We start from the raw sequence: 15,417 nt of genomic DNA on the forward strand, positions 1-15,417 counted from the left end.
CCCCTTGGGCGGGCCCCCCCCCCCCCCCCCCACACCCCCCCCCCCGGGGGGGGGGCGCCCCCCCCGGGCCCCCCCCCCCCCCGCGGCTCTTGGCCGTCTCCGGCCGGGACCCGGCCCACCCGGCTCCGGGCGGACGCCCGCGCGGAGCCGGGGCACCGTTCAGCGGGTCAGCGGCGGGCGGGAGTCACCGTCGCCGTACGGATGCGTCCGCCGGTCCGCCGTGTCGTCGCGGACAACCTCGCCCTGTACGACCTTTCCGTCCGGGCGGTGCATACGGGCCTGCTGGAAGGCGTCGCCGAAGGAGCCGGGCATGGCGGCCCGCACCCGCCGGTCCAGCGACCGCTCCGCGTACCGGCCCGCCCACGCGCGCACCGGCGGGAGGAGCAGCAGGAGACCGGCCGCGTCGGACAGCAGGCCGGGAACCATCAGCAGCACGCCGCCGAGCATGAGGAAGCCGTTTCCGGTGCTCCCCGCGTCCTGCGGGGGCACGGCACCGGCCTGCTGCTGGAGACTCTCCGTGAGGGTCCGGAAGGCCCGCCGCCCCGCCCGCTTGATCACGGCGGCGCCGAGGACGGCGCCGCCGGCCAGCAGGGCGAGCACGGTGAACCCGCCGGCGGCCCCGGCCACCAGGGTCAGCAGCCACACCTCCAGCGCCAGCCAGGCGGCGATGCCGAGAGGAGCCAGTGAGCGGGCGCGGGAGCGCTTGCGGGCAGGAGGAGGCGGTGCGCCGGTCGTCATGCCCCCAGTGTGCCCGGCGGTCTGCCGGGACCGCGTAAAGGGGTCCGGGGCCGGGCGGCGGCCCGTCAGCGGCGGTTGCGGCCCAGGATGCGGTCGGCCCGGGACCCGACCCCCCACGCGGTGACCCGCCACAGGGCCTCCACCACGATGTCCCGGCTCATCTTGGAGTCGCCGTGCTCGCGCTCGACGAAGGTGATGGGCACCTCGACCACGTGGTAGCCGGCGGCGACGGCGCGGCGGGCCAGGTCGACCTGGAAGCAGTACCCCTGGGAGGCCACGTCGTCCAGGCCGAGGCCCTCCAGGGTCTCCTTGCGGAAGGCCCGGAACCCGCCGGTGACGTCGCGGATGGGGACGTCCAGCAGGAGGCGCGAGTAGGTGCTGCCGCCGCGCGAGAGGAACTCGCGGGACTTGGGCCAGTTGACCACCCGGCCGCCCGGCACCCAGCGCGAGCCGAGGACCAGGTCGGCGCCCTTGAGGGCGGTCAGCAGGCGCGGCAGCTCCTCCGGCTGGTGGGAGCCGTCCGCGTCCATCTCCACCAGGACGCCGTAGTCCCGCTCGATGCCCCAGCGGAAGCCCGCCAGGTAGGCCGCGCCGAGCCCTTCCTTGCCCCTGCGGTGCAGGACGTGGACGTGGTCGTCCTCGGCGGCCAGCTCGTCGGCGAGCTTGCCGGTGCCGTCGGGGCTGTTGTCGTCGGCCACCAGCACATGGGCGTCGGGTACGGCCGCGCGCACCCGTCCGACGATCGGCTTGATGTTGTCGGCCTCGTTGTAGGTGGGGATGATCACCAGGGCCTTGCCGAGCGGACCGTACCGCCTCTGACCGCTCCGGCCACTCTGATGACTCTGACCACCGTCGTTCACTGCTGCCCCTTAGGTCCGTGCGCTGATCTCCACCATAGCGACCCCAGGGGCGTGGCAGGGGGTCGCGGATCGGGGCCCGGCGTCCTTCGGGCCGACCTGGGGCCCGCTGGCTGCGGGTCGACCGAGAGCCGTTGTCTACTGAACGTCCGGGCCCCACCCGGGTCGCACCCTCCCCCGAGCCCTACGGAGCAGGGGGGACCCCCATCCGGAAAAACCTTCCCTCGTCCCCGAGGCGCGGACGCTGAACCTGGTTCCCGGTGGTGGTGCGCCGGTGCGGCACACCACGCCATGACCCAGCGGCGTTCGACGATTACGGGGAGGCCGACCGGTCGGACGTCCTGTGGTGGACTCGGCCGAACCTACCGGCCGTCGACCGTTCGCTGTCAACACCCGTTCGACCTGCGGCCTTTGATCGAACGACCAGGTCAGGGAGGAAGATCCGCAGGTCGTGGACGAGCCCGGCCGCCGGTGACCGGTGTACCAAATGTCCCCATGTCACTCGTTCGGTCGCACATGGACGGTCCGCCCGGCGACGACCGTGCGCAGACAGACGGGCAGGTCACGGCCGGGGGTGAGGTCGGGCAGGCCGGGCGTCCCCGAGCGCGGGTCCGTGGACCAGCGGGCGACCCGGTCGTCGGGCGCCTGGACGACCAGCTCACCGGTGCGCCAGACGGCGTAGTCGGCGGGTGCACCGGGGACGAGGACGCCCGCGTCGTCGCGGCCCGTCGCCCGCCATCCGCCCCGCGTGTGGGCGGTGAAGGCGGCCCGCACCGAGATCCGGTGCTCGGGGGTGCGGTGGAAGGCGGCGGCGCGCACGGTGCCCCACGGGTCCAGCGGCGTCACCGGGCTGTCGGAGCCGAAGGCCAGGGGCACCCCGGCGCGCAGGAGGGCCGCGTACGGGTTGAGGGTGCGCGCCCGCTCGGCGCCGAGTCGCCGGGCGTACATCCCGTCCTCGCCGCCCCAGGCCGCGTCGAAGGCGGGCTGCACGGAGGCGGTGAGCCCCAGTTCGGCGAAGGCGGCGATGGTCTCGGGGGTGAGCATCTCGGCATGTTCGACGCGGTGGCGCGCGGCTCGCACCCGGGCCACGCCGACGGTCCCGGCGGCCCGGCGCACGCCGTCGACGACCGCGCTGACGGCCGCGTCCCCGATGGCGTGGAAGCCCGCCTGGAGACCGGCCTCGGTGCAGGCGGTGACGTGGGCCGCGACCGCGGCCGCGTCGAGGTGCGCGGTGCCGGTGTGGCCGGCGTCGGCGTACGGCTCGTGGAGGCAGGCGGTGTGGGAACCGAGGGAGCCGTCGGCGAAGAGGTCGCCGGCCGCGCCGACTGCGCCGAGTTCGCGAATGCGCCGGGCGTCCTGCTCGCCGCTCACGGCCTCGGCCCAGTAGCCGACGACGCGGGGACCGGGCTCCTCCGCGGCGAGGGCCAGCAGCGCGGTGAAGTCCGCCTCGTCGGAGATCTCCGGCCCACCGCACTCGTGCACGGTGCCGATGCCGAGGGAGGCGGCGTGGCGCAGCGCCGCGCGCTGCGCCTCGGCGCGCTGGCCGGGGGTGACGGCGGCGTGGGCGGCGGCGCGGACGGCGTGGTGGGCGGCGGCGGTGAGCGGCTGGTCCGGGTGGTAGCCGGTCAGGCCGGTGATCCCGGGCACGCGGTCGAGGAGGGCGCTGGTCACGACGGCGGAGTGGACGTCGATACGGGGCAGGTAGAGCGGGCGCCCGCCGGTGGCTTCGTCGAGTTCCGCCCGGGTCGGGGGGCGCTGTTCGGGCCAGCGCGTGGCGTCCCAGCCGTGGCCGAGGAGGACGTGGTCGCCGGGGCGCGCGGTGCTGTGCGCGCGGACGAGCTCCAGGGCCTCGGCGAGGGTCCGGGCGCCGGACAGGTCGAGGCCGGTGAGGGCGAGCCCGGTGGCGGTGGTGTGCACGTGCGCGTCGGTGAAGGCCGGGGTCACCAGGGCGCCTTCGAGGTCGATCACCTCGTCCACGCCGGAGGCGAAGGCGTCGGCCGCGCCTTCGGAGCCCACCCAGGCGACATGGCCCCGCTCGACGACCATCGCGGTGGCGAAGGGGTCGGCGGGGCTGTGGACGTCTCCACCGCGCAGGAGCACGGTGCGGTGTGCGGTCTCGGTCATGGTGACCAGCCTAGATACGTGCTCAGACGCGCGGCGGGCGGGCCTCGTACGGAGTGGAGAGGACGACCGTCGTACGGGTGGAGACGCCCGACTGGGAGCGGATCCGGGTGAGCAGGTGCTCCAGCTCCAGCGGGGTGGCGACACGCACCTTGAGGATGTAGTTCTCGTCGCCGGCGACGCTGTGGCAGGCCTCGATCTCGGAGATGTCGGCGAGCCGGTCCGCGATGTCGTCGGGGGCGCTGGGGTCGAAGGGTTTGACCGAGATGAACGCCGTGAGCGGCAGGCCGACCGCTTCGGGGTCGACGACTGCGGCGTAGCCGCGGATGACTCCGCGCTGCTCGAGACGGCGTACGCGCTGATGCACCGCCGAGGTGGACAGGCCGGTGGCCTTGCCCAGGTCGGTGTAGCTCATGCGCCCGTCCTTGACGAGCAACTCGACGATCTGACGATCCAGCTCCTCCATGCGGTCAACCTATTGCCCCGGGCACCCCACGGCACAGTCCTGGGCACCTCGGAGGGGCACCTGCGAGCGGCATGTGACGAATGCCACAGGTTTGCGGATGGGGTTGGCCGTGACCGGATGGTTATCCGCGAGGCCGGAAGGGAATTGGTTGCTGTGGTCGAGGCCGCATGAGCCTGGTCGGCCCACCCGAGGGGGAGATTCTCCATGCAGGAGCCTGTTGATTCGGTCGAGACGGACGAGCTCGACGCCTATGACACTTTCGAGATGGTCCGGGTCATCTGCCCGGACTGCGCACAGCCCATCGCGCTGCTCGCGGACGAGGAGGTTCTTCCGGAGCACGCGCTGTGCCCCACGCCGTGGAACCCGTTCGTGCTGTCGGTGTGCTCCGGCACGGGCCGGCCGGCCTCGGAGGCGCGTGCCGCCGACGAGTCGCTGGACCTCCAGGAGCAGGACACCGCACTGCTGTTGACGCTCCCGCAGGGGCTCGACTGGCGGACGCAGCCGTTCTCGCACGTGGGCGGCCCCGGATCGCGTCCGATCAAGGTGCCGCGCAGGCCGCAGGTGCCGCAGATGCGGCGCGCCGCCTGACGCTCCCGGCCGTCGGCCGGTCCTCCGTACGGATCCTGCGCCATCGCCCGGAGCGCGGCGTGGTGCAGGACCGGGCCGCCCGGGCCGCGTCCCGGCCCCGGCCTCGCCGAAGCGGCCGCCGCAGGACGGCGGTGCCGGTGCGGGCGCCGCCCCTGGCGAGGACGGCGCGCCCGCGGGGGAAAACCGCGGGCGGTCGCGGTATCGGCAGCAAGCCGCGAACTGGCGCCCGAATACGCCCGGGGGTGACCCGTGCGGACCGCGGCGCGTTTGCGTGGCATGAGCTCGCTGTACTCGACGCACCTCACGAGCGGCTACGGCGTGAGCCGTCTGACCATCCTGCCGGAAGAATCGGTTCCGCACCCCGCCGCGGATCCGCCCATCTACCGCGCCCTCGTACGCCACTGGGCCGGCAGCGGTCGCACCGTCCCGGGCCGGCGCGACCAGGAGTGGGCCCGGCTCATGGCGACACCGGCGTGGACCCCGCCCGGCGTGCCGGGCGCGCGCGAGCCCCGGGACCCCAGGGGATGAGGCCCGCGACCGGTCACCGCCGCGGGCGGGCCTGCCGCTCCCGCAGGACCGCCGCGCTGCGCTCGCACCAGTCCTGATTGCCCCGCTCGAAGGCGAGGCCGCGCAGGCAGGTCAGATACGGGCCGATGCGCTCGCCTTCCCGGAGGAACTCCTCCTCGCTGCGGTCCCCGCGCAGCGAGCGCAGCAGCGAGCCGAAGAGTTCCGCCTTGGCGCGGGCGAAGGCGGCCCGCTCCATGAGCTCCGCGATGACCTCGTCGGTGCCGACGCGGTCCGAGGCCTGAACCTTGACCAGCAGGTCGTCGCGGATGAAGGAGGGCTTGGCCGAGGCGGCGGCGAACCGGTCCAGCTCGGCGAGACCGGCTTCCGTGACACGGAACAGGCGCTTGTTGGGCCGGGTGTCCTGGACCACTTCACGCCCCTCGACGAGCCCGTCCGCCTCCAGCCTGGCCAGCTCCGCGTACACCTGCTGGGGCAGCGCGTGCCAGAAGTTGGCCACGCCCAGATCGAAGGTCTTGGCCAACTGGTAGCCGCTCAGTTCCTCGTCCAGCAGCGCCGCGAGCACGGCGTGACGCAGCGCCATCGGATGCCCTCCCGCCCGTCTCCGTACGCCCGGACCTCTATGCGCCGGGACCCGCCCCATGATACTCAAGAACCGGAGTAGTCAGATTGTTGAGTAGGCATGAGTACCGAGGAGACGCCATGGCATCCGCACACTCCTTCCGCGCCGCCGTCGAAGCACGCGATCTCGCCGCCCTGGACGACCTGTTCACCGACGACGTCCGCCTCTACAGCCCGGTGAAGTTCACGCCCTTCGAGGGCAAGCCCATGGTCCTCGGGCTCTTCGGCGTACTGCTGCGCACCTTCGAGGGCTTCCACTACATCGGGCAGTTCGACGGCACTGCCCGGACCAGTGCCGACGGCGCCGAGGCGCCGTCGGAGATCCTGCTGTTCCGGGCCACCGTGGACGGCAGGGAGATCCACGGCATCGACATGCTGCAGTTCGACGCCGACGGGCGGATCAAGGAGTTCACCGTGATGGTCCGCCCGCAGTCCGCCGTCCAGGCCCTGGGGCAGGCGGTCCTCGCCGGGCTGGTCGCCGACGGGCTCGTGCCGGACCCGGCCGATGAAAGCCGTGTCCGGACCGCTTGATCCGGCACGGGTCGCACGCGCCGGTGGCACCTGCACGACCGCCCCGGTGGCCCCGGCCTGGTCGGTCGGGGCCACCGGGGCGGCGCGGCAGGAGGGCGCGGGGCGTCAGCGGGACTCGGGGCCGACGACCTGCCGGGAGATGACCATGCGCTGGATCTGGTTGGTGCCCTCGACGATCTGCAGCACCTTCGCCTCGCGCATGTAGCGCTCGACCGCGAAGTCCGCGGTGTAACCGTAGCCGCCGAGCACCTGGACCGCGTCCGTGGTGACCTTCATCGCGGCGTCGGTGCAGAACAGCTTGGCCATCGCCGCCTCGCGCACGAAGGGGCGGCCCGCATCGCGCAGCCGGGCGGCGGCGAGGTACAGCGAGCGGCCCGCCTCGATCTGGGTGGCCATGTCCGCGAGCATGAACCGCAGCCCCTGGAAGTCCGCGATGGGACGTCCGAACTGCCGCCGCTGCGTGGCGTACTCCACGGCCTCGTCCAGGGCGGCCTGCGCGACGCCGATGGCGCAGGCGGCGATGCCCAGGCGGCCGGAGTCCAGCGCGGACAGGGCGATCGCGAAGCCCTGTCCCTCGTCGCCGATGCGCCGCGCGTCCGGGACGCGTACGCCGTCGAAGTGGAGCTGGGCGGTGGGCGAGCCCTTCATGCCCATCTTCTTCTCCGGCGCGGCGGCGGACAGGCCCTCGGCGTCGCCCGGCACCAGGAAGGCGGTGATGCCGCGGGCGCCCTCGACGCCCGTACGGGCGAGGACGGTGTAGAAGTCGGCGACGCCGCCGTGGGTGATCCACGCCTTGGTCCCGGTGATGACCCAGTCGTCGCCGTCGCGGACCGCCCTGGTGCGCAGCGACGCCGCGTCGGAGCCGGAGGACGGCTCGGACAGGCAGTACGCGCCGAGCAGGCCGCCGCCGAGCATGGCGGGCAGGTGCTCGCTCCGCTGCTCCTTGGTCCCGTAGGAGGCGAGGGCGTGACAGGACAGGGAGTGGACGCTCACGCCGAGGCCGACGGTGAGACGGGCGGCGGCGAGCTCCTCCAGCACCTGGAGGTAGACCTCGTACGGCTGGTCACCGCCGCCGAAGTCGGAGCCGTAGGGCAGGCCGAGCAGTCCCGACTCGGACAGCAGCGTGAAGACGTCGCGCGGGAAGCGTCCGGCGTCCTCCTCCTCCGCCGCCCGGGGAGCGATGTCCCGCTGGACGATGTCGCGCACCAGGGCGATCAAATCCCTGGACTCCTCGGTGGGCAGCTGGCGTTCCACCGGCTGCCGGGCGCGGTCGGACATTAGGGCGCTCTCCTCCCTGTCGGGCGCTGCGACGGACGCGCGACTGGGTGGGCGGCGCCGCCGATCTCACTGCCACACCGATGCTGCCCTTCCGGATCACGGAAACGGGCTGGCCAGTGGCTGTGGCGCGTTGAGTATGCCCGATCAGCGGGCTCCCGTCACGGGGTGGAAGGGAGCGCTCCGCCGGGGCGGCGGAGCGAGGGGGTCACAGGAGGCCGGCGCGGGTGACGAGCATGGCGAACAGGACGACGAGCACCCAGCCCAGGATGTGCTCCAGCAACTGGGGGCCGTCGTCCTTCGGGCCTCCGGTACGGACGCGGGGGGCGGCAGCGGCGGCAGTGGTCATGGCGTCTCGCTCTGCGTGTGAGTGGGGTGGTCCGGCCGGGGATGTCCCCCGTCGCCCCACCACAGTGCCAGCGAGGGCGGCGGCGGGGGTAGAGACGTTCATCACGCCCTCGCCGCACGGGACATGGGGATCAGCGGACGCCGACCGCCTCCAATGCCTTGCGCTGCGCGGCCGTGGGGCGGGCGGGCCAGTACAGGTAGCAGACGCCCCCTGTGCCGGAGACCACTTTCCCGGAGGCGTCGTAGCGCTTCGTCCGCAGCCAGATGTTCTCCCACTCGCGGCGCCGGTAGACGCGGCGCACGGCCTCGTTGGAGGGTGACGCCGGATCGTTGGCGATCACGTCACCGTCCTGCGTGAACCCGATGACGGTCATCAGGTGGCCCGCCGTGCCGTAGCCCGCGCCCGTCAGTTCCTCCTCCCGGAACGACTGGGAGGTGATCGCCGGGATCCCGGCGCGGATCAGCGCCTCCAGTTCGGTCAGCGAGCGCAGCCGGGTGACGACGGCGTTCAGGTCGTCGTACGTGGCGGCGTAAGCGGCGTTGAAGGTCCAGTTTCCGCACCCTTCGTACTGGTAGTCGTAGGTGTGGCGGGCGGCGTGGCAGACCTGGGGGTCGGCGAAGGCGGGGTTCACCCAGGCGAGCTCGGCCTCGGTCGGCCGGCGGCCCCAGTACTCGATGATCATCTGGGACGAGGTGGGGCTGCACCACGCCTCACCGCCGCCCGCGTACTCCGGGTACTGCCCGATGTGGGTGTGCTGCGAGTAGCGCGGGACGACCAGCTCGCGGGCGGGTCCGGGCTCGGAGGCGGGCACCGTGAAGCGGTCCGGGACGTCGGACGCCATCGCGCCGAGCCGCCACACCGTCGGGGTGAGCCGGCTGCCGGGCCTGCGGTGGAGGGTGAGCCGCAGCCGGTAGGAGACGACGCGCAGCCCGCTCGCGGCGTCCGCGACGGCGAGGGTGTCGGTCCAGACGGTGCTGCGGCCGTCGCTCTGGCCGTCGACGGAGGTCCGCCGGATGTCGCCGTCGCCGGCCGCCCAGCGTCCCATGACGAACCAGGGGGTGTCGGTGCCGTCGGCGTACCGCCCGCTCAGTTCCACGGCGATCCAGGTGCCGGCGGGGGTGTGGGCGTTCCAGGAGGCGATGAGCTCGGTGGCCGGGACGGCCGGGGTGTGGCGGGGGGAGGTCCAGGTGGCGAACTCCCAGGTGGCGGTGCGTCCCGTGTGGGGGTCGGTGTAGTCGGTGCGCCCGGCCGGGTCCGTGATGACCAGTCCGGGCCGCGGGTCGGCGGCGGGCGACGTGCCGGCGTGGGTGCCGGAGCGCCAGTCGCCGTACGAGGTCCAGAAGCGGTTGTCGACGCCGCCGGGCGTCCGCGGCTCGCCCTGCGGAGCGGGAGCGGCCGTGCCGGTCGCCGTCGCTCCGGCCGCGGGGACCGCGGACACCGGGGCGGCGGCGACCGCGGCGCCCCCCGCGACGGCCAGCGCCGCGGCGAGCACCGCCCTGCGCGGCGCGGTCGGCGGCGCGTCGGGGCGCTCCGGCGCCGGGGCGGCCGACGACCGGGAGGACTCGCGGGAGGGAGGCGGGGAGGTGGACTCGGTCATGACGGAACGACCCCCAGACGGGTGTGCGGACGGGGCGGCGAGTGCGCGACAGGTGCGCCCACTATCCCGTTCCGGACGGTGTCCGGCCAGCAACCACGCGTCGCGTCGCGCCACCGATATTGGTCTCCACCTGTGGCTTTGTAGGGTGGGCGGCGTGGAGCCCCTCGACTTCGACCGCCTCGCCGCCGGCCTGCGCGCGCTGCCGCCCTCCTGCGGACCGGTCCGCCTCGTCGCCGTCGACGGCCACGCCGGCTCCGGCAAGTCCACGTTCGCGGGCCGCCTGGCGGCCGCGCTCGGCGGCGCGCCCGTGCTCCACCTCGACGACCTCGCCACCCACGAGGAACTGTTCGCCTGGACCGGGCGGCTGCGGACCCAGGTACTCGATCGGCTCATACAAGGCCATGTGGCGCACTTTCACCCGTACGACTGGAATCTGCGCCGCTTCGGCCCGCCCCGGCCGCTCCCGCCGGACCCGGTCGTCGTGATCGAGGGGGTGGGTGCCGGCCGCCGCGCCCTGCGGCCGCACCTGGCGCGACTGCTGTGGATGGAGCGGGAGGCCGAGGAGTCCTGGGCCCGGGGCCGGCGCAGGGACGGGCCGACGCAGGCCGCGTTCTGGGACGGATGGACGGTGGCGGAGACCCGCCATTTCGCGGCGGACCCCTCCCGGCCCTACGCCGACACCCTGATACGGGAGTGCCCGGAGGGATACGAGTGGCTGCCAGGACCTGCAGAGACACCCCGCGCGAACCGGATCATCACGGACAGTGACCGACTTCCGCCGCCGTACTAGCCAGTCGGAAATCAGCCTCCCAGACTGCCTCAACTTCGCTTGACCGACGGGGCGTACAGGTCTTACGTTCTCAATATGCGGCTTTCCGGAGCCGCCGCAGACGCGAAGCCCCCGGTTGTTCCCCCGTGATCGGGGGCTTCGTTCTGCCCTTCACCCCCTTCTCCCCCGCCGCCCGAGTGGCTGATGCTCACCGTCGGTCACTGTCGGCGCGCGGCAGGTGGCGGCGGTCCGGCCGCTCGCGTCGGCCCCTTTTGCACCCTTCGATGCGCACGCCCTGCACCGGTACGATGCCTCTCGGTACACCTCGGTGCACCTCGGTGCGGTCAAATCCCGTTCACGAGAAGGCGATTGGGCAGGCTTCCGGCGGGCGGGCGGCGCCCGGCGGGAACAGGGACGAGGGCACGGCTTGTGGGGGACCCGATGGACTTCGGCACGCAGGGCGGCGTACTCGCCCCTGCCGACCTCGCCTGGCTGCGCGGCGTGGATGCCTACACCGTGGGCGCGTATCCGCAGGCCGAGGAGGAATTCCGCGCCGCGGTGCGGATCGATCCCGGGATGGCGGACGCCTGGCTCGGGCTGCACGCGCTGCGGGTCGACACGACCACGGCGCTGCTGCGGATGTACCGCAACAGGATCAGGTTCGGCGAGCAGCGCGCCCGCCACCGGCGCACGCTCAACTCCTGGTACTGGCTGGGCTGGTGGGTGCAGCCGGTGCTGGAGAGCCCGCGCGATCTGCTGCTCGCGCACGCCTCGCACTGGCTGGACGGCCGTCATGTGCCCGAGCTCGACCGGGCGCTCGCGGGCCTGCCGCCCGTCGACACCGACCCCCAGGTGCGGTTCCTGCACGCCTGCCGGGCCTACCTGGTCAAGGACTGGGACCAGCTCGTACGCCACACCGAGCCGCTCGTCGACGACCCGCTGCTCGGCATCGAGGCCGGGCTGTTCGGCGGCATGGCCCGGGTCCGGCTGGAGATGTACGGACAGGCCGAGCCGCTGCTGTCCGCCGCCCTGATGCGCTGCCGCAGCGAGCAGCCGCAGCGCAAGGAGCTGCGCTACTGGCTGGCACGTGCGCACGAGGGCACGGGCCGCACCGCCGCCGCCCTCCCCCTCTACCGGGCCGTGCACCGGGTGGACCCGGCCTTCATGGACACCGCCGCGCGGCTGGCGGCGATCGCCGAGTACGACGGGTTCGACGGTGCCGAGGAGGCGGCGGCCGGGCTGGCCGCGGTGTCGCTGGCCGGCGTCGGACAGGACGCCGCGGACGGCGGCCGCGAGGCCGGGGACCTGCCGGACGGCCCCGAGGCGCCGCCCGGCGACGGCCTGCGGTTCGGCGGTGGCGACGCGCAGCCCCCGCCGGGTCCGACGGCACCGCCCGCGCCCTCGTACGGAGTGCGGGAGAAGGCGGCGGGCCGCCCGGGGCCCCCGCCGTTCCCCGCGAGCCCGACCGACCCGGAGCTGCTGGGCCAGGCCCTGGCGGAGCTGGAGCGGATGGTGGGCCTGGAGCCGGTGAAACGCCAGGTGAAGGCGTTGTCGGCGCAGCTGGAGATGGCGCGGCTGCGGTCGGCCCAGGGGCTCCCGGTACAGCCGCCGAAACGTCACTTTGTCTTCTCCGGCCCCTCGGGCACCGGGAAGACCACGGTGGCCCGGATCCTCGGCCGGGTCTTCTACGCGCTCGGGCTCCTCGGCGGCGACCACCTGGTGGAGGCCCAACGCGCCGATATGGTCGGTGAGTTCCTCGGCCAGACGGCGGTGAAGGCCAACGAGCTGATCGACTCGGCGCTCGGCGGGGTGCTCTTCGTCGACGAGGCGTACTCGCTGTCCAACTCGGGCTACAGCAAGGGGGACGCGTACGGCGACGAGGCGCTGCAGGTGCTGCTCAAGCGCGCGGAGGACAACCGCGACCACCTGGTGGTGATCCTCGCCGGGTATCCCGAGGGCATGGACCGGCTGCTCGCCGCCAACCCGGGACTGTCGTCCCGGTTCACCACGCGCGTGGACTTCCCCTCGTACCGGCCGCCGGAGCTCACGGCGATCGGCGAGGTGCTCGCGGCGGCGAACGACGACGTGTGGGACGAGGAGGCCCTGGAGGAGCTCCGCTCGATCAGCCGTCACGTGGTGGAGCAGGCCTGGATCGACGAGCTGGGCAACGGCCGGTTCCTGCGCACGCTGTACGAGAAGTCGTGCGCCTACCGCGATCTGCGGCTCTCCGTCTGTGCCGGTACGCCGACCCGTGAGGACCTGGCCACGCTGCGGCTGCCGGATCTGATGCAGGCGTACGGCGAGGTGCTGTCGGGCCGCGGTCCGATGGACCGCGGCCCGCAGGAGCCGCCGGGTTACTGACCGGCGAGCACGCCTTCGGCGTGTGCCGGGCCCGTCGCGGCGGGCGGAGCCGCCGCGGGCCGCGTGGACGGGCGGCGTCCCGGACCGGACACCGGCAGGAGGGGCACGGCCGAGCGGTGGGCGGGGTCGCGCACCTCACCGACCAGCATCTCCAGCACGTCCTCCAGCGCGACCAGCCCCAGCACCCGCCCGGACGCGTCCGCGACCTGGGCCAGGTGCGTCGCCGCGCGGCGCATCACGGTGAGCGCGTCGTCGAGCGGCAGTTCGGCCCGCAGGGTGGCCATGGGCCGCCACACGTGCTGCGGCACGGCCTTCTCCGGGTCCTCCAGGTCCAGCACGTCCTTGACGTGGAGGAAGCCCATGAAGACCCCGCTCCCGTCCTCCGCGCGCACCGGGAACCGGGAGTACCCGGTGCGGACGGTGAGCTCCTCGACCTCGGCCGGGGTGACCGACGGGGTGACCGTCACCAGCGACGCGCGCGGGATGAGGACGTCGGAGACGGGGCGGCTGCCCAGCTCCAGGGCGTCCTCCAGCCGCTCCTGCTCGGCCGGGCCGAGCAGCCCGGCCTGCCGGGAGTCCTCCACGAGCCGGCCGAGCTCGGTGCTGGTGAAGACCGCCTCGACCTCGTCCTTGGGCTCGACCCCGAACGCCTTCAGCACCAGCCGGGAGCAGGCGCCGAGCGCCGCCGTCACCGGCCGGCACAGCCGCGCGAAGCCGACCAGGGCGGGGCTGAGCCACAGCGCGGTCCGCTCCGGCGCCGCCATGGCGAGGTTCTTCGGGAGCATCTCGCCGATGACGAGGTGGAGGAAGACGACCACCGCGAGCGCGATGACGTACCCGAGGGGGTGGATGAGCCCCTCCGGCAGGTGCACGGCGTGGAAGACGGGCTCCAGCAGGTGCGCCACCGTCGGTTCGGCGACGGCGCCGAGGGTCAGCGAGCAGACGGTGATGCCGAACTGCGCGGCGGCCATCATCTGGGGCAGGTTCTCCAGGCCGTACAGCACCTGGCGGGCGCGCTTGGAACCGGCCGCGAGGGGCTCGATCTGGCTGCGGCGCACGGACACGAGGGCGAACTCGGCGCCCACGAAGAAGCCGTTCCCCAGCACCAGGAGCCCGGCGAAGAGGAGTTGCAGCACGCTCATCGGACGGCCTCCGCCAGATCCGCGACGGTGGCACCGGCGGCGGCACCGGCGGTCCGGACGAGCCGGACGCGCTCGGCGCGGTAGCGGTCGACCTGGCGCACGGACAGGCGCCAGCCGGGGAGTTCGGCGCGGTCGCCGGGGGCCGGGATGCGGCCGAGCAGGTCGGCGACGAGCCCGGCGACGGTCTCGTACGGCCCGTCGGGGACGTCGAGACCTATCCGCTTCAGGGTGTGGACGCGGCAGCTGCCGTCGGCCTCCCAGGCGGGGTGGCCGTCCTCGGCGGCGACGGCGGCCAGCTCGGGCAGCTCGTCGGCCTCGGCGTCGTGCTCGTCCCGGACCTCGCCGACGAGCTCCTCGACGATGTCCTCCAGGGTGACCACACCGGCGGTGCCGCCGTACTCGTCCACGACGACGGCTATCGGCTGCTCGCTGCGCAGCCGCTCCAGCAGTGCCTGGACGGGCAGCGTCTCGGGTACGAGGAGCGGCGGCAGGGCGACGTCGGCCACCGGGGTGCGCAGCCGCTCGGCCGCGGGCACGGCGAGCGCGTCCTTGAGGTGGACCATGCCGATGATCTCGTCGATGCGGTCGCGGTAGACCGGGAAACGCGACAGGCCGGTGGCCCGGGTGAGGTTGAGGACGTCCGCGGCCGTGGCGTCGGACTGCAGGGCGCTGACCTTCACGCGGGGGGTCATCAGGTGCTGTGCGGTGAGCCCGCCGAGGGCGAGCGTGCGGACGAAGAGGTCCGCCGTGTCCTGCTCCAGGGCGCCGGCCCGCGCCGAGTGCCGGGCGAGCGAGACCAGCTCCCCGGGGGTGCGGGCGGAGGCGAGCTCCTCGGTGGGTTCGACGCCCAGCAGCCGGACGAGCCGGTTGGCGACGGCGTTGAGCAGCGCGATCACCGGCCGGAAGGCGGTCGAGAAGACGTGCTGCGGGCCGGCGACGAACCGCGCGACCTGCAGGGGGCGGGAGACCGCCCAGTTCTTCGGGACGAGCTCACCGATCACCATCTGCACGGCGGAGGCGCCGAGCATGCCGATGAGGACGGCGACGCCGGAGACGGCCCCTTCGGGCAGTCCGGTCGCGGTCAGCGGCCCGTCGAGCAGCCGGGCGAGCGCGGGCTCGGCCAGCATGCCGACGACGAGGGAGGTGATGGTGATGCCGAGCTGCGTGCCGGAGAGCTGGAACGACAGTTCCCGCAGCGCCTTGACGACGGTGCGGGCCCGCCGGTCGCCCTCGGCGGCGGCGCGCTCGGCGTCCGCCCGCTCCACGGTGACCAGGCCGAACTCGGCGGCCACGAAGAAGCCGTTGGCGAGGATCAGGAGGAATGCCGCAGCGAGCAGCAGAACGGGGATGATCATGCCGCCGCCTCGTGGGAAGGGGCGGCGCAGGTACTACCGGACGATCCGTCCATTGCTGGAGGGAATCACTCCTCGGGTCGCAGGTGCCCCGCCGGCGGAGGTGGTGCTGCCGTGTGCGCGAG

At 73.7% G+C, this 15,417-nt stretch carries 15 protein-coding genes; 5 read left to right on the plus strand and 10 right to left on the minus strand.

Translation table 11 applies throughout. From position 1 onward, the window contains the following. Positions 1-159: 159 nt before the first annotated feature. From fxsA to ACIA79_RS32295, 4 genes are all read right to left on the minus strand, one after another. On the minus strand, positions 160-738 hold the full coding sequence (gene fxsA / locus ACIA79_RS32280) for an FxsA family membrane protein (RefSeq protein ID WP_399431972.1): 579 nt from the start codon (positions 736-738) through the stop codon (positions 160-162). Between the two features lie 65 nt (positions 739-803). Beyond that, a complete protein-coding gene (locus ACIA79_RS32285; RefSeq protein WP_399431973.1) occupies positions 804-1,598 on the minus strand; it encodes a polyprenol monophosphomannose synthase in 795 nt (264 codons plus the stop codon). A gap of 495 nt (positions 1,599-2,093) precedes the next feature. Beyond that, positions 2,094-3,719, minus strand: coding sequence for an amidohydrolase (locus ACIA79_RS32290; RefSeq protein ID WP_399431974.1), 1,626 nt, complete (start codon positions 3,717-3,719; stop codon positions 2,094-2,096). Between the two features lie 22 nt (positions 3,720-3,741). Then, the gene (locus ACIA79_RS32295) at positions 3,742-4,182 is read right to left on the minus strand and encodes an Lrp/AsnC family transcriptional regulator (protein WP_064067083.1); all 441 of its coding nucleotides are present in this window, start codon (positions 4,180-4,182) and stop codon (positions 3,742-3,744) included. Positions 4,183-4,386: 204 nt separating this feature from the next. On the opposite strand from ACIA79_RS32295, the gene ACIA79_RS32300 reads away from it, so the two are divergent. Then, on the plus strand, positions 4,387-4,770 hold the full coding sequence (locus ACIA79_RS32300) for a hypothetical protein (RefSeq protein WP_399431975.1): 384 nt from the start codon (positions 4,387-4,389) through the stop codon (positions 4,768-4,770). Between the two features lie 276 nt (positions 4,771-5,046). Then, positions 5,047-5,298, plus strand: a complete 252-nt coding sequence (locus ACIA79_RS32305; protein ID WP_399431976.1) for a hypothetical protein — start codon at positions 5,047-5,049, stop codon at positions 5,296-5,298. 13 nt (positions 5,299-5,311) lie between these two features. Here ACIA79_RS32305 and ACIA79_RS32310 read toward each other — a convergent pair whose 3' ends face one another. After that, positions 5,312-5,878 (minus strand): PadR family transcriptional regulator, encoded by a 567-nt coding sequence (locus tag ACIA79_RS32310; protein WP_399431977.1) that lies wholly within the window; start codon positions 5,876-5,878, stop codon positions 5,312-5,314. Between the two features lie 119 nt (positions 5,879-5,997). Here ACIA79_RS32310 and ACIA79_RS32315 point away from each other — a divergent pair, with 119 nt between their 5' ends. After that, on the plus strand, positions 5,998-6,447 hold the full coding sequence (locus tag ACIA79_RS32315) for a nuclear transport factor 2 family protein (protein WP_399431978.1): 450 nt from the start codon (positions 5,998-6,000) through the stop codon (positions 6,445-6,447). A gap of 105 nt (positions 6,448-6,552) precedes the next feature. On the opposite strand, the gene ACIA79_RS32320 is transcribed toward ACIA79_RS32315, so the two are convergent. The 3 genes from ACIA79_RS32320 to ACIA79_RS32330 all read right to left on the minus strand — a co-directional run bounded on the left by ACIA79_RS32320 (position 6,553) and on the right by ACIA79_RS32330 (position 9,668). Then, entirely contained in the window at positions 6,553-7,725 is a 1,173-nt protein-coding gene (locus tag ACIA79_RS32320; RefSeq protein ID WP_399431979.1) for an acyl-CoA dehydrogenase family protein, read from the minus strand. A 205-nt stretch (positions 7,726-7,930) separates the two neighbouring features. Beyond that, on the minus strand, positions 7,931-8,071 hold the full coding sequence (locus ACIA79_RS32325) for an SCO1431 family membrane protein (protein ID WP_399431980.1): 141 nt from the start codon (positions 8,069-8,071) through the stop codon (positions 7,931-7,933). A 130-nt stretch (positions 8,072-8,201) separates the two neighbouring features. Continuing rightward, a complete protein-coding gene (locus ACIA79_RS32330) occupies positions 8,202-9,668 on the minus strand; it encodes a peptidase C39 family protein (protein ID WP_399431981.1) in 1,467 nt (488 codons plus the stop codon). A 154-nt stretch (positions 9,669-9,822) separates the two neighbouring features. On the opposite strand from ACIA79_RS32330, the gene ACIA79_RS32335 reads away from it, so the two are divergent. Both ACIA79_RS32335 and ACIA79_RS32340 read left to right on the plus strand, forming a co-directional pair. Beyond that, entirely contained in the window at positions 9,823-10,458 is a 636-nt protein-coding gene (locus ACIA79_RS32335; RefSeq protein WP_399431982.1) for a uridine kinase, read from the plus strand. Positions 10,459-10,878: 420 nt separating this feature from the next. Continuing rightward, on the plus strand, positions 10,879-12,798 hold the full coding sequence (locus tag ACIA79_RS32340; protein WP_399431983.1) for an AAA family ATPase: 1,920 nt from the start codon (positions 10,879-10,881) through the stop codon (positions 12,796-12,798). On the opposite strand, the gene ACIA79_RS32345 is transcribed toward ACIA79_RS32340, so the two are convergent. Next, the gene (locus tag ACIA79_RS32345; RefSeq protein WP_399431984.1) at positions 12,792-13,940 is read right to left on the minus strand and encodes a hemolysin family protein; all 1,149 of its coding nucleotides are present in this window, start codon (positions 13,938-13,940) and stop codon (positions 12,792-12,794) included. The genes ACIA79_RS32340 and ACIA79_RS32345 overlap by 7 nt on opposite strands. Then, the gene (locus tag ACIA79_RS32350; RefSeq protein WP_399431985.1) at positions 13,937-15,295 is read right to left on the minus strand and encodes a hemolysin family protein; all 1,359 of its coding nucleotides are present in this window, start codon (positions 15,293-15,295) and stop codon (positions 13,937-13,939) included. Before ACIA79_RS32350 ends, ACIA79_RS32345 begins: the two co-directional genes overlap by 4 nt. Positions 15,296-15,417 lie beyond the last annotated feature (122 nt).

This window comes from Streptomyces sp. NPDC051310, from assembly GCF_044455245.1.
Classification (GTDB): Bacteria; Actinomycetota; Actinomycetes; order Streptomycetales; family Streptomycetaceae; genus Streptomyces.